Origin of the sequence: Kitasatospora sp. NBC_01287, assembly GCF_026340565.1 — a bacterium.
GTDB lineage: Bacteria > Actinomycetota > Actinomycetes > Streptomycetales > Streptomycetaceae > Kitasatospora.
The window spans coordinates 4965442-4986966 of the sequence record NZ_JAPEPB010000001.1 but is presented as its reverse complement, the minus strand read 5'-3'; the positions used below and the strand labels follow the sequence as shown (position 1 = coordinate 4986966).

Here is a 21525-nt window from a genome sequence, read left to right as displayed (position 1 = left end):
CGGATGAGTAGCGAGAAGAACGACGTGCCCGCCTGGGAGCAACGCTTCCGGGCGGCACGGGTGTCTCTGCCCGACTGGGCGGACGACGCGCCGGAGCGTTCGCTGTACGTCTCGAACGCGGCCGGGACCTACGAGGTCTACGCCTGGGACCGGAGCACGGGCACCCACCGGCAGGTCACCGACCGCCCCAGCGGCACCACCGACGCGGCGCTCTCCCCCGACGGTGCCTGGATCTGGTGGTTCGACGACACCGACGGCGACGAGTACGGCGTCTGGCGCCGCCAGCCCTTCGGCGGCGGCCCCGACCAGGAGGCGGTCCCCGGCCTCGCCCCGTCCTACGAGGCGGGCCTGGCGCTGGGCCGGGACGGCACCGTGGTGGTCGGTCGCTCCACCGACGAGGACGGCACCACCCTGCACCTGCTGCGCCCCGGTGCCGCCGAGCCGGTCGAGATCTACCGGCACGCCGAGTACGGCGGGATCGGCGACCTGTCCCACGACTCCGCTCTGCTGGCCATCGAGCACACCGAGCACGGCGACGCCATGCACAGCGCGATCCGGGTGCTGCGGATCGACGGGGCGGGCCGGGCCACGACGGTCGCCGAGCTGGACGAGGTGACCGGCCGCGCCGAGCCGCGCGGGCTGGCCTGCCAGGGCTTCGCGCCGGTGCCGGGCGACAGCCGGCTGCTCCTGGCCCACCAGCGCCGCGGCCGCTGGGAGCCGCTGCTCTGGGACCCGCTGACCGGTGCCGAGACGGAGCTGGTGCTGCGCGGCGAGGACGGCGGCCCGCTGCCCGGCGACGTCTCCGCCCAGTGGTTCCCGGACGCCAGGACCCTGCTGGTCGAGCACGAGTTCGAGGCCCGCAGCGAGCTCTTCGGCTACGACCTGGCCAGCGGTGAACTGACCCGCCTGGACACCCCGCGCGGCACGGTGGCCGGTGCCACCGCCCGCCCCGACGGCACCGTGGAGTTCCTCTGGTCCTCGGCCGCCGAGCCCTCGGCGGTGCGCTCCACGGCCGGCTCGGTGGTGCTGCGGGCACCCGGCGCGGTGCCGCCGCGCTCGGTGCCGGTGGAGGACGTCTGGGTGGAGGGACCGGGCGGACCGGTGCACGCGCTGGTCCAGCGCCCGGCCGGTCCTGGCCCGCACCCGACCCTCTTCGAGGTGCACGGCGGCCCGACCCACCACGACAGCGACTCCTTCGCCGCCGGCCCGGCCGCCTGGCTGGACCACGGCTTCGCGGTGGTCCGGGTCAACTACCGCGGCTCCACCGGCTACGGCCAGGCCTGGACGGACGCGCTGCGCGAGCGGGTCGGCCTGATCGAGCTGGAGGACATCGGCGCGGTGCGGGCCTGGGCGGTGGAGTCCGGGCTGGCCGACCCCGAGCGGCTGGTGCTCTCCGGCGGATCCTGGGGCGGCTACCTGACCCTGCTCGGGCTCGGCACCCAGCCGGACGACTGGTCGCTGGGCCTGGCCGCCGTCCCGGTCGCGGACTACGTCACCGCGTACGGGGACGAGATGGAGGCGCTCAAGTCGCTGGACCGCACCCTGTTCGGCGGGACCCCCGAGGAGGTGCCCGAGCGGTTCCGGGCCTCCTCGCCACTCACCTACGTGGAGCGGGTGCGGGTGCCGGTCTACCTCAGCGCGGGGCTCAACGACCCGCGCTGCCCGATCCGGCAGATCGAGAACTACGTGGCCCGGCTGGCAGAGCTCGGCACCCCGCACGAGGTGTACCGCTACGACGCCGGGCACGGCTCGCTGGTGGTGGAGGAGCGGATCAAGCAGCTGCGGCTGGAACTCGACTTCGCCCGGCGGCACCTGAAGCCGTAGGCACGACGGGGGTACAGGCACGACGGGGGTGTAGGCACGACGGGGCGGCGGGCGCCTCAGGCCTGCTGCTCCTCCAGGACCGGGAGCAGACCCAGCGCCCGGTCCTGGGCCGCCTCGGCCTCACGCCAGGCCAGCCGGAACCACATGAAGCAGACGAAGCCCGCGAAGACGAACCACTCCAGGGTGTAGCCGAGGTTCTGGAAGGCCCGCGCGTCCAGGCCGTTGCCGCCGTCCGGCTGGGTGGTCGGCACGGCGGTCAGGCCGGCCGGCACCCCGTCGGCGGCCACCCAGCCGTCATAGACCGGGTAGGGCAGCAGGTTGACCAGGGTGGCCGGGCTGATCATGCCCAGCTGCCCGGTCGGCAGGCCGCCGTTGACCGCGCCGCTGGTGTCGCTGGTCTCCGAGGCCTGCAGCCGGCCCTCGACGGTGACCTGCCCGGTCGGCGGCGCCGGCACCGCGGCGCCCGGCGAGCCCGGCAGCCAGCCGCGCACCACCGCCACCGCCCGGCCGGTGGCGGTGCGCAGCGGGGTGAGCACGTAGTAGCCCTGGCGGCCGTCCAGCGCGCGGTCGGGCACCAGCAGCTGGTGGGCGGCGTCGTACTGGCCGGTGGCGGCCACCGCGCGGCCGAGGGTGGTCGTGCTGACCTGGGCCTGCGGCCCGCCGAGCACCGTCTCCAGCGGGCCGGCCGCCGGCTGCGCGGAGCCGCCCGGAGCGGCCGGGGCGGCGGTGTGGTGGCTGGAGACCCGGCCCTCGAACCGGCTCAGCTGCCAGGAGCCCAGCCAGAGGCAGACCGCGATGGCGACCAGGGCCAGCACGGTGCCGCCGAGCCAGCGTGCGGTCAGGAGGAATCGGTACACACCCCTCACGGTAACCACCGATTCCGGACCGCCCGGCACGGCCCCCCGTGCCGGCCCCCGGCACCGCTCCGCCGAGCCGCCGAGCCGCCGGGGAGTCCGGGGACGCGCGGGGACGCGGGCGCTACCCGGTGAGCTGCGGGGCCGCCTGGTAGAGGGTGCCGCCGCCGCAGACGCCCGTGATGGTGGCGTCGGCCGCGTCCGGGCCGGTGCCGAGCGGGCGGTGGCCGACCGTGACGGCCGCCGGGGCCGTCGGCGCCGGGTCGGCGGTCGCGGTCGGCGACGGGCTCGGGGTGGTCGTCGCCGGGGCCGACCCGCTGCCGGCCTGCGGGCTGGCACCGGCGGCACCGGCGGCACCGGCGGCCGTGCCTGCCGCCGGTGCGCCGTTCACCGGCACCGGGGCGCCGTGCACGGCCCCGCCGGCCCCGACCGCCCCGCCGGCCGCGGTCGGCGGGGTGGTCGGGCCGGCCGCGGCGCTGGCCGCCGGCGCGACGACGGTGGCGCTCGGACTCGCCGCCGGGCTGCTCGCACCGCCCGCGGGGCATGGCGCGTCCGGCAGGAAGGCGAACGGGAGCCGGTAGCCGCCGCCGGTGGAGAGCAGCAGCTGCCCGGCCGCGCCCGCCGGGTCCGGCAGGCCGGTGGCCGGGTCGCCCGCCGCGTGCGCGAGCACCCGCACCGTCCCGCTGCCGCCGACGACGGTGGCCGTGACCGTGCCCGGGTCGGTCAGCAGGCAGGGGCGGCCGGAGACATTGGCCACGGTGAACGCCCCGTAGACCCAGCCCGCGCCGTCCGGCGCGCCCACCGTCGCCTGGCCGCCGCCGAGGTCGGCCCGCGCGCAGCCGGGCGGCACCGACGCCGTCGAGCTCGCCGGGCCGGCCGGCGCGGCGGGCGTGCTGCCGCGGTCCGGCGAAGGCGGGTCCGCGCTGCCTGCGGAGGCGGTGGGGCTCGGGGTGGAGCTGGGGCCGCCGCTCGGTGCGGCGGTGCCGGTGTCCGGCAGCGGGAGCGGGACCACCGACCGCTCGCCGCCCGGGTGCGCCGTGGCGCTGGGCCGGCTGCTCGCGGTGGCCGGGGCGGCGGCGCTCGGGGCGGTCGCCGAACCGTCCGAGAGCTGGAACGCGTCCAGGCCGCCCAGCGTGGGCACCGCGGCGGCCGAGACCACCGCGATCAGCACCGCGCCGGTCCAGGCCTGGCGGTGGCGGGCCCGGCGGGCCGGGATGGCGCGCCGGATCCGCGGCAGCGCCTCCGGGTCCGGCTGCAGGCCGGCGACCGAGCGGTGCAGCATCGCGCGCAGCGCCTGCTCCTGGCCCCAGGTCGGCTCCGGCTCCCCCGCGGCGAACTGATCCTCAGTCATGACTGCTCTCCATCAGCACCCGCAGCGCCGCCAGTCCGCGCGAGCCGTACGCCTTCACCGCGCCCACGGAGACCCCGAGCAGTTCGGCCACTTGAGCCTCCGTCATGTCGGCGTAGTAGCGCAGCACCAGGACCTCGCGCTGACGCCTTTGCAAACCCTGCAGAGCCGCCTTCAGCTGGTCGCGTTCGAGGGCATCGTAGGCGCCCTCCTCCGCACTGGCCATGTCAGGCATCGGTTTGGGCAGCAGCCGCAGGCCGAGCAGCCGCCGACGCAGCGTACTGCGCGACAGGTTGACCACGGTCTGCCGCAGGTAGGCGAGGATCTTCTCCGGTTCGCGCACCCGCCGCCGGGCCGCGTGCACCCGGATGAAAGCCTCCTGGACCACGTCCTCGCAGCTGGACTGGTCGTCCAGCAACAGCGCGGCCAGCCGCAGCAGCGCGCGGTAGTGGGTCTGGTACGTGGTCGTGAGCAGGTCGACGCTGGCGCCGGCGGTGTCAGTGGCGGCCGTGGACATCTCCGACTCAACCGGCTGCCGCACAGCGCCGCGCGGCACCCGTACCGTAGGCGCCGTCGCCATCACTGCCAGGTCTGTCACGACCATTGGACACTCGATCCCCCCTCAGGGTTGCCCCGTTCGGCGGACATTCTTCCGTAAACACCCGAGCCCCCTCCACCGGGAAGGGGGCTCTGGTGCTATTCGGGCGCTATTCGGGTGCTATCCGGATGCTGGCCGGGCGCTACTCAGCCGCGACCCTGGTGCGGCTGAGCTGCGTCCCTGCTGCGTCCCTGCTGCGTCCCTGCTACGAAGGGCCCCGATGCGACTGCTCCTGAGGCGACTGCTCCTGAGGCGACCTCAGCCGAGCAGCTCGGCCGCCACCAGCTCACCGATCTGCGCGGTGTTCAGCGCCGCGCCCTTGCGCAGGTTGTCGCCGCAGAGGAAGAGGTCGAGCGCCTTGGGGTCGTCGAGCGAGCGACGCACCCGGCCGACCCAGGTCGGGTCGGTGCCGACCACGTCGTTGGGGGTCGGGAACTCGCCGGCCGCCGGGTTGTCGTAGAGCACCACGCCGGGGGCCTGGGCCAGGATCTCCTGCGCCCGCAGCTGGGTCACCTCGCGCTCGAAGACCGCGTGCACGGCCAGCGAGTGGGTGGTGACCACCGGGATCCGCACGCAGGTCGCCGACACCCGCAGGTTCGGCAGCCCGAGGATCTTGCGGCTCTCGTTGCGGACCTTCAGCTCCTCGGAGGACCAGCCGTCCGGCGCCGGGGAGCCCGCCCACGGCACCGCGTTCAGCACCAGCGGCACCGCGAACGGACCGCTGTCGCCGATCAGCGCGCGCAGGTCGCCGGCCTGCTCGCCGACCGAGGTGCCGGCCACCTTGACGGTCTGCTCGCGCAGCGCGTCGATCCCGGCCTGCCCCGCCCCGGAGGCCGCCTGGTACGAGGCGACCACCAGCTCGGAGAGCCCGAGCTCGGAGTGCAGCGCGCCGATCGCGACGATCATCGAGAGGGTCGTGCAGTTCGGGTTGGCGATGATCCCGCGCGGGCGGATCCGGGCCGCGGCCGCGTTGACCTCGGGGACCACCAGCGGCACGTCCTCGTCCAGCCGGAAGGCGCCGGAGTTGTCGACCACCACCGCGCCCTTGGCCGCCGCGATCGGCGCCCACTGCGCGGAGACCTGGTCGGGGACGTCGAACATCGCGACGTCGATCCCCTCGAAGGCCTCCTCGGTGAGCGCGACGACCTCGACCTGCCGCCCACGCACGGTCAGCCGGCGCCCCGCCGAGCGGGCGGAGGCGATCAGCCGGATCTCGCCCCAGACGTCCTGACGGGCGGAGAGGATGCCCAGCAGCACCGTGCCCACCGCGCCGGTGGCACCGACCACCGCGAGGTTGGGCCTGGCGCGCTGTTCCGCTCCGCCGCCGGTCATCGCCCGGTCCCGCCGTAGACGACGGCCTCGTCGGTCTGGCTGTCCAGACCGAAGGCGCTGTGCACGGCGCGGACCGCCTCGTTGACGTCGTCGGCCCGGGTGACCACCGAGATCCGGATCTCCGAGGTGGAGATCAGCTCGATGTTCACGCCGGCCTCGGAGAGCGCCTCGAAGAAGGTCGCGGTGACCCCGGGGTTGGACCGCATACCGGCCCCGACCAGCGAGATCTTGCCGATCGCGTCGTCGTAGCGCAGCGACTCGTAGCCGATGCCCTCCTTGACCCGGCCGAGCGCGTCGATGGCCTTCTGGCCCTCGGTCTTCGGCAGGGTGAAGGAGATGTCGGTCAGCCCGGTGGACGCGGCGGAGACGTTCTGCACCACCATGTCGATGTTGACCTCGGCATCCGCGATGGCGCGGAAGATCCGGGCGGCCTCGCCCGGCTTGTCCGGCACCCCGACGACCGTGACCTTCGCCTCGGACGTGTCGTGGGCGACTCCGGAGATGATGGCCTGCTCCATCTCGCCCCCTTCGGGCTTGTTCGGGTTGGTGTTGCTGACGATGGTCCCCGGGAGACCGGAGAAGGACGATCGTACGTGGATCGGGATGTTGTAGCGCCGCGCGTACTCCACACAGCGGTCCAGCAGCACCTTGGAGCCGGAGGACGCGAGCTCCAGCATGTCCTCGTAGGCGATCCAGTCGATCTTGCGGGCCTTCTTCACCACCCGCGGGTCGGCCGTGAAGACGCCGTCCACGTCGGTGTAGATCTCGCAGATCTCGGCCTTGAGCGCTGCCGCCAGGGCGACCGCGGTCGTGTCGGAGCCGCCCCGGCCCAGGGTAGTGATGTCCTTGCTCACCTGGGAGACGCCCTGGAACCCGGCGACGATCGCGATGTTGCCCTCGTCCAGGGCGGAGCGGATCCGGCCCGGCGTGACGTCGATGATGCGGGCCTTGTTGTGGACCTGGTCGGTGATCACACCGGCCTGGCTGCCGGTGAACGACTGGGCCTCGTGGCCCAGCGCTCTGATCGCCATCGCCAGCAGGGCCATGGAGATCCGCTCGCCCGCGGTCAGCAGCATGTCGAACTCGCGACCGGCGGGAATAGGGGATACCTGCTCGGCGAGTTCGATCAGCTCGTCCGTCGTGTCGCCCATCGCGGACACCACGACGACGACCTCATGGCCGGCCTTCTTGGTGTCCACGATTCGACGGGCCACGCGCTTGATGCCCTCGGCATCCGCAACGGATGAGCCGCCGTACTTCTGCACGACAAGGCCCACGTGCGCTCCTCGACTAAGTCGTCTTCGGGGGGTGGTGCCCGACGCGGGGTGGCGCCGTCCGGTCCCCCCAGACCCCCTGGGGCGGGGGTACTGCGGTCGCCGGTCAGTCTACCGAGCAGGGGGCGGCCGTCAGCCGCAATCCATATCATGAGACACGCGTTTCAACTGGTGAACGCACGTCGAGCGGGTCGACCGGCGACTCTGCGGGCGGTGGGGCGCGGGCTCGGAAGAATTCGCGACCGGCGGTGCCGAGGGCTCGGAATTTTCCGGGGAAGATTTTTCGGGAAATCCGCGAAACCCGGGCTGCTCGGGCTGCTCGGGGCGCCGGAGTGCGGGCTCAGCCTGCCGCGGGCATCGGCGCCTGGACCGCCGCCGCACTGCCCGGGGTGCCCACCCGGGTCACCACGCGGACAGCCTCGCCCCGGGCTGCTTCGACCTGGACAGCCTCGCCCCGGACCGGCGCGACCTGGACAACCCCGTCCCGGACCGCTGCGTCCCGGACCGCTGCGACCTGGACCGCTGCGACCTGGACAGACGCGACCTGGACCGCTGCGGCCTGGTCCACGCCGGCCGGTAGCAGTCGGGCGAGCCGCAGCAGCAGCGCCCCGCCCGCCAGGGCCGCCGCCGCCACCAGCAGCCAGGGCAACCGGGCGTCCACCGCGAGCAGCCCGGTGAAGAGCGAGGGCGCCACCGTCTTCGCCAGCGACCAGGAGAGCTGGTAGGTCGCCAGGTACCGCCCGCGCAGCGCCACCGGCGCGGCGCTGGTGGCCAGCGCCGAGGAGGACGGGTTGTGCACCAGCTCGCCCAGCGTGGCCACCACCACCAGGACCAGCAGCCCGCCCAGCGCCACCAGCACCGCGTGCGGTCGCACCGTGCCCAGCACCGCCTGGCCGAGCGCCGCCGCCGCGAACAGCCCCGCGCCCAGGGCCGCCGTGCGGGTCCGCCGGCCGAGCCGCCGGGCCAGCCGCGCCACCGGCACCCCGGCGACCGCGCAGAGCACGGTGTTCAGCACGAAGGCCGCACCGGTGAGCGACTGCGGGGTGCCCAGGCAGCTCACCGCGAAGACCGGCAGCAGCACCGACAGCGCCGAGTACCCGAGCGCGATCAGGAAGTTCGCGCCGGTCAGGCCCAGGTAGCGCCGGTCGGCCAGCACCGTGCGGTAGCCGCAGTCCTGGCAGGCCGCCGAGGCCCTCGCCGCCCCCCGCGCCACCGCCGGCACCTTCCGGGCCAGCAGCGCGGCGAGGACGAAACTGGCCGCGTTCAACCAGGCCGCCGCCGTGAACCCGCGGTCGCCCAGCACGGCGATGATCAGCGAGGCGAGCAGCGTCCCGGCGCCGAGCCCGGCGTTGGCCAGACTGCGCGCGATGGCCTGCAGCCGCTCGACGTCCGCCCCGCGGGCCAGCTCGCCGATCCGGGCCTGCTGGGCCACCGGGAACCCGCGATCGCCGATCGAGGTGAGCAGCGCCACCGCCGCGAAGGCGGGCAGCGAGCCCGCGAACGGATAGGCCGCGAAGCCCAGCCCGCGCACCAGGTAGAGCGCGAGCTGCAGCCGGCGGGCGCCGAACCGGTCCACCGCCGTGCCGACCAGCGGCAGCGCCGCCATGGCCGCGAACCCGGTCACCGTGAGCACCGCGCCGATCAGCGGCAGCGGCAGGCCGGTGACGTGCCGGAAGAAGACCAGGCTGAACGGGACGTACATGCCGGAGCCGACCGAGTCGATCGCCATGCCGGTCAGCAGGGCACGCTCGCCCGGAACCCGCACGGGCTCGACGGCCGCTCGCCTGGTGGGGAACACGGGTACCTCCGGGGTGGTGGGTAGATCAGTCATAAGTAACTTAGCAGCAAGCTACTTATATGCAAGCCTTTCTGTGGCAGACTGGTGCCCTGGAGCAGCGGCGCACTGGGCGGCGAGGCGCTGGGCGGGGCGGCACGGCGAGGCGCTGGGCGCCGCGGCGGTGCGAGGCTCGGCGGTGCGCAGCGCACGGAGCGGAGTGGTGGTCGAGATGGGAGCCGAAGTGGCGGCAGAAGGCGCGGGCGGGGCCGAGCGGGAGGCGGATGCGGTGGACGCGATCGTCGAGCAGTGGCGGGTGGTGCGGCCCGAGTTGCAGACCGACGCCATGGCGGTGTTCGGCCGGATCTACCGGCTGGCCAGGGTGATGGGCGACCGGATCGAGAAGATCTACCAGCAGTGGGGCATCAGCCGGGGCGAGTTCGACGTGCTCGCCACCCTGCGGCGGGCCCCCGCCCCGCACGCGCTCTCGCCACGCGAGCTGACCGCCACCCTGATGCTCACCACCGGCGGCATGACCGGACGGCTGGACAAGCTGGAGCGGGCCGGCCTGGTGACCCGCTCACCCGACCCGACCGACCGGCGCGGCCTGCGGATCACGCTGACCGAGCGGGGTCTGACGGTGGTCGACCAGGCCGTCGCCGCCGGGCTTGCCGAACAGCAGCGGGCGCTGGCCGGGGCGGGCTTCACCGGCGAACAGGCGCAGCTGCTCAACGAGCTGCTGCGCGGCCTGCTCGCCGCGGTCTGAGAGGGGCGGGCCGGGTGGGCCTCAGATCCCCAGCTCGGCCGCCATCAGGTCGCCCGCCTGCTGCTCCAACTGCTCGTCCGTCAGCCCGTCGTCATCGGTGTCGGCGCCGTCCGGCACCGCGCCGATCGGGCTGTCCAGCCGCACGTGCGCGATCAGTGACTGCAGCGCGCGCAACACGGCGGTGCAGGTCGAACCCCAGGTCGAGAGGTAGGAGAACTGCCACCACCAGAGCGCCTCGCTGACCCGCCCCTCGTCGTAGTGGGTCAGCCCGTGCCGCAGGTCGCTGACCACGCCGGCCAGGTCGTCCGAGATCCGGAAGGCGTTCGGCTTCTCGGGCAGCCCGTACGGGTCGAAGACCTCGTGGTAGACGTCGATCGGTGCCAGCAGCTCGGCGAGGTGCTCGCGCAGCTCGACCCCGTCCGGCTCCGGACCGGCGTCCGGCTCGAAGCGGTCCTCCGGCAGCACGTCCTCGATCGCGCCGAGCCGACCGCCGGCCAGCAGCAGCTGGGAGACCTCCAGGAGCAGGAGCGAGACCGCGCTGCCCGGCTCGTCGCCCTTGGCGATCTCGGTCACCGCGAGCACGAAGCTCTTGATCGAGTCCGCGATCTGCACCGCGAAGTCGTCCGGTTCGGCCGCGTGGGCCTGCTGGACCGTGTGCACCGCCTGGTGCGCGCTGTTCTCAGACATCGAGCAGTCGTCTCCCTTCGAAGGCCCGGCCGAGGGTGACCTCGTCGGCGTACTCCAAGTCCCCGCCGACGGGCAGCCCGCTCGCCAGCCGGGTCACCTTCAGGCCCATCGGCTTGCAGAGCCGGGCCAGGTAGGTGGCGGTCGCCTCCCCCTCCAGGTTGGGGTCTGTGGCCAGGATCAGCTCGCCGACGCTGCCGTCGGCCAGCCGGGCCAGCAGCTCGCGGATCCGCAGATCGTCCGGGCCGACGCCCTCGATCGGGCTGATCGCGCCGCCCAGCACGTGGTACCGCCCCCGGAACTCGCGGGTGCGCTCGATCGCCACCACGTCCTTGGGCTCCTCGACCACGCAGATCACCGTGAGGTCGCGGCGCGGGTCCAGGCAGACCCGGCAGCGCTCCGCCTCGGCGACGTTGCCGCAGACCGCGCAGAACCGCACCTTCTCCTTGACCTCCAGCAGCGTGTGCGCCAAGCGCCGCACGTCCACCGGGTCGGACTGCAGGATGTGGAAGGCGATCCGCTGCGCGCTCTTGGGCCCGACGCCGGGCAGCCTGCCCAGTTCGTCGATCAGGTCCTGAACCACGCCCTCGTACACCGCTCTGCCTTTCCACTGCTCACACGACCCGGCCGTACCGCTGTACCGCCGGTGCCATCATCCAACGAACCGGGCGCCGGACACACCGTCCGACGCCCGAAAATCGACTCTGATCGAACTGTTCCGCTCCGCGACCCCGATTGGTCACAGCCACGGACGGGCCGCGAACGGCAGGCGCAAGAACTGCAGACGTCAGAACTGCCGATGCCAGACCGGCAAACGCCAGAACGGCAGACGCCAGAACGGCAGACGTCAGAACGGCAGGCCGGGGATGCCGCCGCCCATGCCGCCCAGGCCCTGGGTCAGCGGGCCCATCCGGTCGGCCTGCAGCTTCTGCGCGGCCGCGTTGGCGTCCCGCACCGCCGCGAGCACCAGGTCCGCCAGCGTCTCGGTCTCCTCCGGGTCCACCGCCGCCGGGGCGATGGTCAGCGCGACCAGCTCGCCGCTGCCGGTCACCGTCGCCTCGACCAGGCCGCCGCCGGCCGAGCCGGTCAGCTTGGTCTCGGCCAGCTCCTGCTGGGCCTGGGCGAGGTCCTGCTGCATCTTCTGCGCCTGCTTGAGCAGCTGCTGCATGTTGGGCTGGCCGCCAGGGAACACGGTTCACTCCTGCCTAGGTACGCGTGGGTAAACGCGGGCTCGCTCGGGCCGGACCGCGCCACCGCAGGACCACGTCGGGGTCGAGCCTACGCGCTCGGCGGCGCGGCTCAACGGCCGTGCTGGATCTCCTCCAGCACCGTCGCGGCCAGCTCGCGCATGATCAGCTCCTGCCCCGACACGCTCTCCCCGTACGCGGCGGCCACGGCGGCGTCGTCGATCGAGACCTCCTCGTCCTCCGGCGCGATCGGGCCGGAGGCGGCCGCCTGCGGCCGGCTCTGCGCATGGGCCGCACCCGGCGTCGTTCCCTGCGCCGGGCCCTGGGGCGGCTGCTGGTACGACTGTTGGGGCTGCTGCTGGGCCTGCGGGCCCGGGCCCGACTGCGGGGCCCCCGGGGCGGCGTGCGGCGCGGGCACGGCGGGCTGCGCGGGCGGTGGGCCGGCGAAACCGCCGACCGCCGTGGCGGTCGCCAGCGGCGCGGCCGGGCGCGGGGTCTGCGGAGCCGCACCCCAGCCGCCGCCACCACCATTGCCGCCACCACCGCTGCCGCCGGTACCGGACTGCGGCAGCTGGGTGCCACCGGACGGATCGACGATGCACTCGACCCGCCAGTCCACCCCGAGCGCGTCGGCCAGGGCCTGGCGCAGCACGTCGTCGCTGTTGCTGCTGACGAAGCTGTCCCGAGCACCAGCGTTGATGAACGAGACCTGGAGCGTGCTGCCGTCGAACCCGGCCACCTGGCCGTTCTGGCTGAGCAGGATCCAGGTGAACCGCCGCCGGTTCTTCACCGCGTCCAGCACCTGCGGCCACAACTGCCGCACCTGGGCCGCGCCCTGCTGCTGCTGACCGCTCGGCGCCGCCTGCTGCGAGGGCTGCGAAGGCTGCGAAGGCTGCGGCGCGACGGGGGTGGGTGCGGGGGTGGGGGGCTGTTGGGCGGGGGGCTGCTGGGTAGGCGCCTGCTGGACGGGCGCGGCCTGCGCGGGGGCGGGCTCGCCGGGAGCGGGGAAGCTGCGCGGGATCGGCCAGGCCCCGGGGGCCGGCGCGGCCGGGGCGGGTGCGGGCTGCTGCTGAGCGGGTGCGGGCTGCTGCGCGGGCGCCGGGGCCACCGCCTGCGGGGCCACCGCGTGCGCGGCCGCCGGGGCCTGGGCCTGGGCCGGCGGCACCTGGGCCACCGGCGCCATGGTCGGCGCAGCCCCCATCCGCACACCGGGATCCAGCTGCACCGCTCCGGCGCCCAGCATCGCGCCCGCGCCCCGCCGCTCCAGCTTGTCCAGCCGCGCCATCAGCGACAGTTCGTCCGAGTACGCCCCGGGAAGCATGACGCGGGCGCAGATCAGCTCCAGCTGCAACCGCGGCGCCGCGTTCCCGCGCATCTCGGTCAGGCCGGTGTTGACGATGTCGGCGGCCCGGCTCAACTCCGCCGACCCGAAGGCGTCGGCCTGCGCCTGCATCACCGCGATCCGGTCCGCCGGAGCGTCGATCAGCCCCTTCTCGCCGGCCTCCGGCACCGTGGCCAGGATCACCAGGTCACGCAGCCGCTCCAGCAGGTCCGTGACGAACCGCCGCGGGTCGTGCCCGCCCTCGACCACCCGGTCGATCACCTGGAAAACCGTCGCCCCGTCCTGCGCGGCGAAGGCGTCGACCACCTCGTCCAGCAGGGCCGAGTCGGTGTACCCGAGCAGTGAGGTCGCCATCCGGTAGGTGACGCCGCCCTCGGCCGCTCCGGCGAGCAGCTGGTCCATCACCGACATCGAGTCACGCACCGACCCGGCGCCGGCCCGCACCACCAGCGGGAAGACCGAGTCCTCGACCTGGATCTGCTCCCGCCCGCAGACCTCGACCAGGTAGTCACGTAGCGTCCCGGGCGGCACCAGGCGGAACGGGTAGTGGTGCGTCCGGGACCGGATCGTCCCGATCACCTTCTCCGGCTCGGTGGTGGCGAAGATGAACTTGAGGTGCTCCGGCGGCTCCTCCACCACCTTCAGCAGCGCGTTGAACCCGGCGGAGGTCACCATGTGCGCCTCGTCCAGGATGAAGATCTTGTACCGGCTGTGCACCGGCGCGAAGAACGCCCGCTCCCGCAACTCCCGCGCGTCATCAACGCCACCGTGTGAAGCGGCGTCGATCTCGATCACGTCGATCGACCCGGGCCCACCCGTCGCCAGGTCGGTGCAGGACTGGCACTCCCCGCACGGCGTCGGCGTCGGCCCCTGCGCGCAGTTGAGGCAGCGGGCCAGGATCCGCGCGCTCGTCGTCTTCCCGCACCCCCGCGGCCCGCTGAACAGGTACGCATGGTTGACCCTGTTGTTGCGCAGGGCCTGCTGGAGCGGAGCGGTCACGTGCTCCTGCCCGATGACCTCGGCGAAAGTCTCGGGGCGATAGCGGCGGTACAGGGCTAGGGACACGCCACCGACGATATCGGGACACACGGACAAACGCGTCGCCCCTGGTCCCACCAGGAACGCAAGGACCCCTCGTGCACCCGCCAGAGCCCTCCTACCCTTGCTGCCTTCCGGCCCTGGGGGGATTCAGAGAGATAACGCCGCACGAGGGGCTGGCACAAGAGTAGCGGATCCCAGCCCCCACTCCGCACCCCCACCCCGCACCCCCACCCCGCTCAACGATCCGCAGGCATCCACCCACACCCACCTGCGGATAGGTGGTCGCGAGCACCCCCGAACATGTACTAAGCTCTCCCACGGAGGATTCGCCTAGTGGCCTAGGGCGCACGCTTGGAAAGCGTGTTGGGGGCAACCCCTCACGAGTTCGAATCTCGTATCCTCCGCACCCGCCCGCCAGGGCAGATGAAGGACCCGACCGCGCTGCGGTCGGGTTCTTCGTCGTTTCGTGGTCTCGGTTTTGGTCTCAGTTGGGCTTGTCGCCGCCAGGAGCCTGCAGAGCAACGACGCCGTGCGCGACAGCGAGCAGGAACAGGGCCGCGTGCAGCACAAGGGCCACATGGTGCCGCGGGGGACAGTCACACAGACCGTGGCCCACATCGTTACGCAGGTTCAGTCCATGCTCACCGTCGGTCAACAGCAGCGCGAACGAGCGACTCCAACTACCGTCAAACCCGGCCGCCGGCATCTGGGCAATCAGTGTGCCCAGCTGGGTCACGCCACCAGGGGCCGCTCCCTTTGCGAAGCCGACTACCGGAACGTCCCGGCCGCGCTCGATCTCGCGAAGCAGGTCCTCGACTCGTGGCAAGGCAAGATGCACAGCTGCGTCGTCATTTCCTGCCCAGTAGTACAGGAAGGCGTGCAGGAGCATGCGCGTCTTGGATGCCGAACCGACGACATCGTGAGCGATCGCTGCTTCCAGATCTTGCTCGCTGGGGCAGAAGCGCTCGCCGATGCGGTCAAGCATTGCAGCGACTGCGAGCCCCCGCCGTTGAAGGCAGCACAACTGGAACTCCGCTTGGGCGTTAGCAAGTGCGTCGCTGCTGGCGGCAGCAACCGGCACCGGCCCCACTGGGTTGACGGCGCCCTGCGCTATCCCGAAGCGGAGCGGAGCGGTTCGGATCATTTCTGTCGCTGCTCGCCGGGCAAAGTCAAGGTTCCCAGCAGGAGGCCATGTACCAACGACCCTCCGCAGCGCTTCGGCAAGGTCAGCCGCCCCATCTATCTCGGCATGAGCCAGGTCTACCTCATCTTGCGACAGCTGCAGAGTGACCACTCGGGTAGTAACCAGCCCAAGCTCTGCCGTGCCCATGCTCTGGATCATGAGTGTTACATCCCGGAGCAAATCGGGCATTCCAAGGTCCCGTGCAGCGGTAGCAGCATCGTTCAGGTCCAGCAGACGAAGCATCCCGGTGTTCTGCTTTGCGTGATCGATCATCGCCATGACTGTCCGGCGATTGATGTCCTTTTGGGCAATCGGCTCGGGGGTCATGACGCGTAGCATGTGCAGAAATGCCAAGTGGAGCTGCAGGTTGTCGCCGCACTCCGTGCAGGCCCGCTCGATCAGGTTCCGGACCACGTCCGGTTCCAGCCGGCGGACATGCAGTACCTCCAGAAGCCGATAGATCAAACCGAACGGCGCCGCGCTGAGATCGAGTAGATCGCCTGTCAGCGAGATGATCTGCTCGACCGCTCGGTCACGCAGATCGCGTTGGTTCATCTCCACGGCAAGGGCGACGGCGCGAGCGAGAGACTCAACAGCCCGAAGACGGCCACGGGTGAGGTCCTCGCCATGAAGAAGAGTCGGCACTGCTTCTAGATACGCGCTGATTGCATCACGCGCATGGAGATGACGTGGGGCTACACCGGCGGTGTACAGCAGATCACGAAGGTGCGCACGCAGAACTGCACTCCGAACTTGGGCAGCGTATGCGTCCCACAGGGCAAGGACGTCGTGTGGGATGTCCCGCAGGTCACGCGGCCAGGGAACTTCGCCACCGCCCGCGTAGCCACCGCGGAAAGCACCACTTGGGGTCAGCTCAAAACAGACAGCCGCTCGCAATGCCTCCAAGTGCTCATGATCGTAAGAGCCGGACTCCAAGCTGTGCACTCGCTCTGCAAGCCGCTCGTGAACTTCGAAGAAACTGAGAAAGCACTCACTCGCTCGGTCAACCTCTTTGGTGACCACAGCATCAACAGCGACCATACGCACCTTCTGTCCGAGGGGCATTCAGTATGAGCCTGCAACCGTGACAGCAACAGACTCTTGCCACTTCGGTGCTACCGAAACAAGCCGTGCCACCCGTTGGCCTCTTACCTCCGGACGGGGCACCAACTTCAGTAGAGTTGGTGCCCCGTTCCCCTCGACCCCGCGTCGCTAGACCTTCTCGAACTCTCCGGGCAGTGCGCCCCACAGAGCCGCGCCGATCTTCTTGCCGACATCGTTCAGCATCGGCTCGGTGACGTGCTGGTAGCGCTGGGCCATCGCGGTGGAGGACCAGCCCATGATCGCCATGACGATCCGCTCCGGCACGCCGAGCAGGAGGAGGACAGTCGAGGCGGTGTGACGGGCGTCGTGGAGGCGGCCATCGCGGATGTCTGCCTCACGCAGGAGCCGCTTCCAGTGGTGGTAGTCGGTGCTGGGGTTGAGCGGCCCGCCGGTCTCCGAGGTGAAGACATAGCCCTTATCCGTCCAGAGGTCGCGGGCGAGGGCCCGCTCGCGGTCCTGCTCCTCCTTGTGCTGCCGGAGGATCACGACGAGTTGCTCGGGCAGCGGCACCGCGCGCCGCCCGGCTCGGGACTTGGTGTCCTTGGTCTCGCGCCGGATCGGCTCCTTCTGCGGGCAGAAGCCGGGCTTGCGCCCGCAGCGGTCGCCGCAGCCGTGCTGGTACTTGGGCCGCAGCCGGCCGCGGCGGACCCAGGCGACGCCGCGGGCGAAGTCGACGTCCTTCCACTGGAGCCCGAGCACCTCGCCCTGCCGCAAACCGAGAGCGAGCGCGAAGAGCCAGCGAGCGGAGTTCCGGCGCTTGCGCGCCGTCTCCATGAGCGCCTGGACCTCCTCGATCTCGAACGGCTCGACCTCCTCCTCTTCGAGCTTCGGAGCCTTGGCGATCGTGGCCACGTTGCGGGTGAGGTGGTCACGCCGGACGGCCTCCCCGAGGGCTACCCGGACGGTGCGGTGGGCCTGGTGAGCGGTGCCGGCGGCGCTGCCGCCATCCCGCATCTTCCGGTAGAAGCGCTCCAGGTGCTCGGGCTCCAGTTTCTCCAAGCGATGCGCGCCGAGGCCGGGTATGAGGTGCACGCGGACGGCGACCTCGTATCCGGCGTACGTGTTCTCGCTGACGGTGCCGGGGACGATCTCCTTGATCCAGTGGGTCAGCCACTTGCCGACCGTCCACTTCTGGCCGGCCTTGGGCACGGTGCCGTTGTCGCGCAGCTTCTCCAGCTTGCGAACCTTGGCCGTGACCTCGGGGCGGGTCTTGGCGCTGACGTGACGGCGGTCGGGGGTGCCGTCGTCCTTGATGCCGACCGTGACGCGACCGTGCCAGCGGCCGTCGCTGCCCTCGTAGATCGAGGAGTCGCCGTTGGGCTTGCGGGTGTTCGACATTCGATCCCCCTCAGGCCGCGAGCGCGGTGGTCGAAGCGGTGGCCTGCGTGCGGGCGGCCACGTACTCCTTGAGCACCTCGGCGGGCACTCGGCGGAGACGGCCGATCGTCACGGACGGGACTTCACCGGAGGCGACCAGGGCATACATGGTCGTCCGCCCGACGCCGAGGCGGCGTGCGGCCTCTTCGACCGTGAGGGCGACGAGCGTGGGGTCCGGAGCCGCGTCGCATTTCGCGACGAGGGCTAGCAGGCTCTGCTCGGGCAGGCCGAGGGCCTCTGAGAGGCGGGCAAGAGAAAGGGCGGGCTGAGGCATGGGACTCCTCGTCGACCGCACAGGGCTGGCACCCCGAGCGGCCTGATCGTGTGATGGGTGGTCATGACGGCGCGATTCCTCGCCCAGGTGCGCTAACACCTGGAGCGAGACGCGGACGGGTCTGGCGGCCCGTCACGCGTGCCGCGTGGTTCGGGGAGTCGGGTCAGACCGGTGCTCCCGTGGGCTTACTGCTAGTGCTTTGACCGGGATGGTTCGCCGGGGTGGCCCTTGCGGCGGTTGGATGTGCGGTGACGTCCGTGGATCCGACGGCTGGGGGTTTGGTGGCTGAGTCTGTCCGTGTGCGCAGGTTGACTGACCAGGAGGGGCAGAAGCTGCAGCAGATCGTGCGCCGGGGTAGCACCAGTTCGGTGCGGTTCCGGCGGGCGATGATGCTGCTGGCTTCGGCCGGCGGGAACCGGGTCCCGGTGATCGCGCGGCTGGTGCAGGCCGACGAGGACACCGTCCGGGATGTGATCCACCGGTTCAACGAGATCGGCCTGGCCTGCTTGGACCCTCGGTGGGCGGGAGGCCGTCCCCGCCTGCTCAGTCCTGACGACGAGGACTTCGTCGTCCAGACGGCCGCCACCCGCCCGACCAAGCTCGGCCAGCCCTTCACCCGCTGGTCGATCCGCAAACTCGCCGCCTACCTGCGACGTGTGCACGGCCGCGTGATCCGGATCGGCCGCGAGGCGTTACGGTGCCTGCTCGCCCGCCGCGGTGTCACCTTCCAGCGCACCAAGACGTGGAAGGAGTCTCCGGACCCCGACCGGGACACCAAGCTCAACCGCATCGAGCACGTGCTGCATCACTTCCCGGACCGGGTGTTCGCGTTCGACGAGTTCGGACCGCTCGGCATCCGGCCCACCGCCGGCTCCGGCTGGGCTCCTGCCGGTCACCCCGAGCGGCACCCCGCGACCTATCACCGCACCCACGGCGTGCGGTATTTCCACGGCTGCTACTCGATCGGCGACGACACCCTCTGGGGCGTCAACCGCAGAAGGAAGGGCGCCGCGAACACCCTGGCCGCACTCAGGTCGATCCGCGCGGCCCGACCGGACGGCGCCCCGATCTACGTCATCCTGGACAACCTGTCCGCCCACAAGGGCGAACGGATTCGCCGCTGGGCCAGGAATAACCGGGTGGAGCTGTGCTTCACCCCGACCTACGCGTCCTGGGCCAACCCGATCGAGGCCCACTTCGGGCCCTTGCGGCAGTTCACGATCGCGAACTCGAACCACCGCAACCACACCGTCCAGACCCGGGCCCTGCACGCTTACCTGCGCTGGCGCAACCAGAACGCTCGCCACCCCGACGTGCTCGCAGCCCAACGGCGCGAGCGTGCCCGTATCCGCAGCGAGAAGGGCATCCGCTGGGGCGGACGGATGCGCATCCTGGCGTCCTGACCACCGGAGAAGCAAGCTCGCGGGCGAGCGATAGGGTCACCCGCGTGCGGTCCCGGCGCAGGCCTACCGCAGGCGGCATGGGAGGCCCGATGACCACATGGCGGCGGTTCGAACGCCGAGAGGCCACGCTCGAATTTTGGGAGATCCGTCAGGAAGGGATCCGCTGCTTCCTTCGCTGGGGCTCTGACCGCACCTCGGGCAAGGGGAGCACGACGATCCTCGACGACGAGGAACAGGCGCGGCGCCATGCAGCACGCAAGATCAACGAACGTCTCCGCAAGGGCTTTACCGAGGTAGACCCGCCGTGCGATCCGGCAGAAGCCGAGGCCGGGACACCGGTGCTGGACGTCATCACCAGGTCTGCCGGTCCCCACGCGCCGGCACCCCAGTACCTGCCGGTCGACGGCTTCGACCAGGTCTACCGCCGCGCGCACACGCCCGATCACCCGATGGGCTTCTTCGAGTACTACGTGCTGTGTGAGCAAGGGCGCAGAGCGGTCCGCTTCACAGTGCGAGCCAGCAGCCACCAGGACATGGTGGTGGCCGGGTTCCTGGACTTCCTCTGCACCAGACGTGACCTTGCCTTCGGCGGCCAGTCCCATCACAAGGTGGCCTTGCCGAGCCCAGTCGGGTCCTTCGATCACGCGCTGTTCTGCTCGCCGGCACTGGGCCGCGCGTGCGCTGCATATCCGGCAGCGGCAGCGCGGGTCGCGACAGCTTTCCCCGTGTTCAACTGCGAGATCGGGGACGAGGATCCGGAAGTGCTGGTAGACGCCCGCATCCACGGTCACGCCGCGCTGCCCTACAGCGACTGGGGACGGCCGCCGTATCCCGCCGTTGACATGCGCTTCGACATCCAGCCGTCGCACTACCGACCGTCACCGAAATTCAAGGTCTATCGGTCGGTCGACCTTCAGAAGCTCATGGACGTACTGCCCACGGCATCGCCGCAGAGCTGGCTGGAGGTGCGGTCCTTCCGAGGCGAAACCACGCGCCTCCAACCCGACACGACCATGTCCTTCGCTGACGTGTTGTCCTCTCTGATCAACTGAAGAAACGGCCTGGCTGCTGTCTGTCCCCGGGCTTCCGAGCGTCACCAGACCGCAGCCGGTGAACCTTCTCGGTCACGGCACTAGCTGAGCGGCCTCACAAGACGGATGCCTGTGCACGTCCCCCGGGCTCTAGATTTCCTCATCCGCAGAAGGCTGACTGCCGGACGCATCGGGGGTCTCTTCGGAGACGTGCCCCCAGTCGTCGTGGTGGCTGAGGTCGAGGTAGGCAAGTTCTGACGGCAGGGCCGGCGGCGTGATACCTCTCCTGCGCATCGTCGATCTCCGGGCCTGGATTTCCTGCGAGTAGTCGCCGATGATCTCGTCGAACTGATTGACCAGCTTGACGTTGGCCTCGCGGGTCGCCGCGTCACGGGCCGTGGCGACTTTGCGGCGGTACTCCTCCGAGCTACCGATCGTCTTCTGCAGGCCGTGAAGCGTCTCGTTGTAGAAGCGGACCTCCTGGAACCGCAGCTCCAGGTCGTCGGCCGGCTCATGGTCGGGCATCTGCTCCCCGCAGACCCACTGGAGTGCATCACCGGTCGAGTGCATCGAACCCGGGAGAAGCTCGATCTCCCCGACCTCGCCCAGGGGGACGAGGAAGACGACCGGGGGGACGCCGAGCACTTTGGCAAGGACCAGCACCTCGGCCACGTCGACGCTGGAGCGCCGGCCGTTCTCAAGGTTGGCAATGACATTCCGCGCGATCGGGTAGCCCAGCTTCGCGCAGGCCGCAGCGACGTCCTGCGCGCTCATCCCCCGCTCCTCGCGGAAGCGCCGGACCGCCTCGGCGACGCGGCCGGTCACGCCGGCCTGCCAGTCCTTGGGGTTCGTCATGGCAACAAGATAGCGAGCCAACACAGGCGAAGTCAACATTCAGCACATGCGTCGTGTTGCAGCGACACAAAACCTGTCTTGACGGAGCACACTTGGTGTGTGTTTACTCTGCGTACGTTGACGGACTCAGGCCAGCACGATCGGCCGCGCGAGCCCGGAAACGAGGGCGGCCCCCGGTGTTAGCGCACCGAGGGCCGTGAAGGCTCCCTATCTGACCACCCATCAAGACGATCAACCGCCGTGCGGCCTGCCAGGGCCTGATGCACGGCGGGAG

19 protein-coding genes, 1 tRNA gene and 1 other RNA gene are annotated in these 21525 nt (G+C 71.4%); 6 read left to right on the top strand and 15 right to left on the bottom strand.

The genetic code is table 11. The features are described from left to right. The first annotated feature begins 3 nt into the window (after window positions 1-3). Window positions 4-1824 carry a prolyl oligopeptidase family serine peptidase gene (locus tag OG455_RS21470; RefSeq protein ID WP_266296049.1) on the top strand — a complete coding sequence of 607 codons (1821 nt, stop codon included), beginning with the start codon at window positions 4-6 and terminating at the stop codon, window positions 1822-1824. A 56-nt stretch (window positions 1825-1880) separates the two neighbouring features. Here the strand turns inward: OG455_RS21470 and OG455_RS21465 are convergent, their stop codons facing one another. The 6 genes from OG455_RS21465 to OG455_RS21440 all read right to left on the bottom strand — a co-directional run bounded on the left by OG455_RS21465 (window position 1881) and on the right by OG455_RS21440 (window position 9028). Further along, complete coding sequence (locus OG455_RS21465; protein ID WP_266296047.1) at window positions 1881-2681, bottom strand: SURF1 family protein; 801 nt, start codon at window positions 2679-2681, stop codon at window positions 1881-1883. 121 nt (window positions 2682-2802) lie between these two features. Continuing rightward, window positions 2803-4029, bottom strand: coding sequence for a hypothetical protein (locus tag OG455_RS21460; protein WP_266296045.1), 1227 nt, complete (start codon window positions 4027-4029; stop codon window positions 2803-2805). After that, window positions 4022-4543, bottom strand: coding sequence for a SigE family RNA polymerase sigma factor (locus tag OG455_RS21455; protein ID WP_266296043.1), 522 nt, complete (start codon window positions 4541-4543; stop codon window positions 4022-4024). Before OG455_RS21455 ends, OG455_RS21460 begins: the two co-directional genes overlap by 8 nt. A gap of 339 nt (window positions 4544-4882) precedes the next feature. Continuing rightward, window positions 4883-5956 carry an aspartate-semialdehyde dehydrogenase gene (locus OG455_RS21450; RefSeq protein ID WP_266296042.1) on the bottom strand — a complete coding sequence of 358 codons (1074 nt, stop codon included), beginning with the start codon at window positions 5954-5956 and terminating at the stop codon, window positions 4883-4885. Further along, on the bottom strand, window positions 5953-7233 hold the full coding sequence (locus OG455_RS21445) for an aspartate kinase (RefSeq protein ID WP_266296041.1): 1281 nt from the start codon (window positions 7231-7233) through the stop codon (window positions 5953-5955). The genes OG455_RS21450 and OG455_RS21445 overlap by 4 nt, the downstream gene beginning before the upstream one ends. A gap of 337 nt (window positions 7234-7570) precedes the next feature. Beyond that, entirely contained in the window at window positions 7571-9028 is a 1458-nt protein-coding gene (locus tag OG455_RS21440; protein WP_266296040.1) for an MFS transporter, read from the bottom strand. 208 nt (window positions 9029-9236) lie between these two features. On the opposite strand from OG455_RS21440, the gene OG455_RS21435 reads away from it, so the two are divergent. Beyond that, window positions 9237-9770, top strand: a complete 534-nt coding sequence (locus tag OG455_RS21435) for a MarR family winged helix-turn-helix transcriptional regulator (RefSeq protein WP_266300897.1) — start codon at window positions 9237-9239, stop codon at window positions 9768-9770. A 21-nt stretch (window positions 9771-9791) separates the two neighbouring features. Here OG455_RS21435 and OG455_RS21430 read toward each other — a convergent pair whose 3' ends face one another. The 5 genes from OG455_RS21430 to ffs form a co-directional block, all read right to left on the bottom strand. Next, the gene (locus tag OG455_RS21430; protein ID WP_266296039.1) at window positions 9792-10457 is read right to left on the bottom strand and encodes a DUF5063 domain-containing protein; all 666 of its coding nucleotides are present in this window, start codon (window positions 10455-10457) and stop codon (window positions 9792-9794) included. Next, complete coding sequence (recR, locus tag OG455_RS21425) at window positions 10450-11049, bottom strand: recombination mediator RecR (RefSeq protein ID WP_266296038.1); 600 nt, start codon at window positions 11047-11049, stop codon at window positions 10450-10452. Before recR ends, OG455_RS21430 begins: the two co-directional genes overlap by 8 nt. A 252-nt stretch (window positions 11050-11301) precedes the next feature. After that, entirely contained in the window at window positions 11302-11646 is a 345-nt protein-coding gene (locus tag OG455_RS21420) for a YbaB/EbfC family nucleoid-associated protein (protein WP_266296037.1), read from the bottom strand. A 107-nt stretch (window positions 11647-11753) separates the two neighbouring features. After that, window positions 11754-14048 (bottom strand): DNA polymerase III subunit gamma and tau, encoded by a 2295-nt coding sequence (locus OG455_RS21415; RefSeq protein ID WP_266296036.1) that lies wholly within the window; start codon window positions 14046-14048, stop codon window positions 11754-11756. A gap of 60 nt (window positions 14049-14108) precedes the next feature. After that, an RNA gene (gene ffs / locus OG455_RS21410) (signal recognition particle sRNA small type) lies at window positions 14109-14199 on the bottom strand. Window positions 14200-14343: 144 nt separating this feature from the next. Between ffs and OG455_RS21405 the strand changes: the two genes are divergently transcribed. Beyond that, window positions 14344-14428, top strand: a tRNA-Ser gene (locus OG455_RS21405). Window positions 14429-14508: 80 nt separating this feature from the next. On the opposite strand, the gene OG455_RS21400 is transcribed toward OG455_RS21405, so the two are convergent. Continuing rightward, window positions 14509-15852, bottom strand: coding sequence for a hypothetical protein (locus tag OG455_RS21400; protein WP_266296035.1), 1344 nt, complete (start codon window positions 15850-15852; stop codon window positions 14509-14511). Window positions 15853-15885: 33 nt separating this feature from the next. Between OG455_RS21400 and OG455_RS21395 the strand changes: the two genes are divergently transcribed. After that, complete coding sequence (locus OG455_RS21395; protein WP_266296034.1) at window positions 15886-16281, top strand: hypothetical protein; 396 nt, start codon at window positions 15886-15888, stop codon at window positions 16279-16281. Window positions 16282-16419: 138 nt separating this feature from the next. Here OG455_RS21395 and OG455_RS21390 read toward each other — a convergent pair whose 3' ends face one another. Further along, entirely contained in the window at window positions 16420-17649 is a 1230-nt protein-coding gene (locus OG455_RS21390) for a site-specific integrase (protein ID WP_266296033.1), read from the bottom strand. Between the two features lie 10 nt (window positions 17650-17659). Then, a complete protein-coding gene (locus OG455_RS21385) occupies window positions 17660-17962 on the bottom strand; it encodes a helix-turn-helix domain-containing protein (RefSeq protein WP_266296032.1) in 303 nt (100 codons plus the stop codon). A 281-nt stretch (window positions 17963-18243) separates the two neighbouring features. Between OG455_RS21385 and OG455_RS21380 the strand changes: the two genes are divergently transcribed. Together OG455_RS21380 and OG455_RS21375 are read left to right on the top strand one after the other, a co-directional pair. After that, window positions 18244-19365: an IS630 family transposase gene (locus OG455_RS21380; RefSeq protein ID WP_323185645.1), complete on the top strand. Its 1122-nt coding sequence runs from the start codon at window positions 18244-18246 to the stop codon at window positions 19363-19365. Between the two features lie 89 nt (window positions 19366-19454). Then, the gene (locus OG455_RS21375) at window positions 19455-20417 is read left to right on the top strand and encodes a WGR domain-containing protein (protein WP_266296031.1); all 963 of its coding nucleotides are present in this window, start codon (window positions 19455-19457) and stop codon (window positions 20415-20417) included. A gap of 129 nt (window positions 20418-20546) precedes the next feature. Here the strand turns inward: OG455_RS21375 and OG455_RS21370 are convergent, their stop codons facing one another. Continuing rightward, on the bottom strand, window positions 20547-21251 hold the full coding sequence (locus OG455_RS21370; RefSeq protein WP_266296030.1) for a helix-turn-helix domain-containing protein: 705 nt from the start codon (window positions 21249-21251) through the stop codon (window positions 20547-20549). Window positions 21252-21525: the final 274 nt, after the last annotated feature.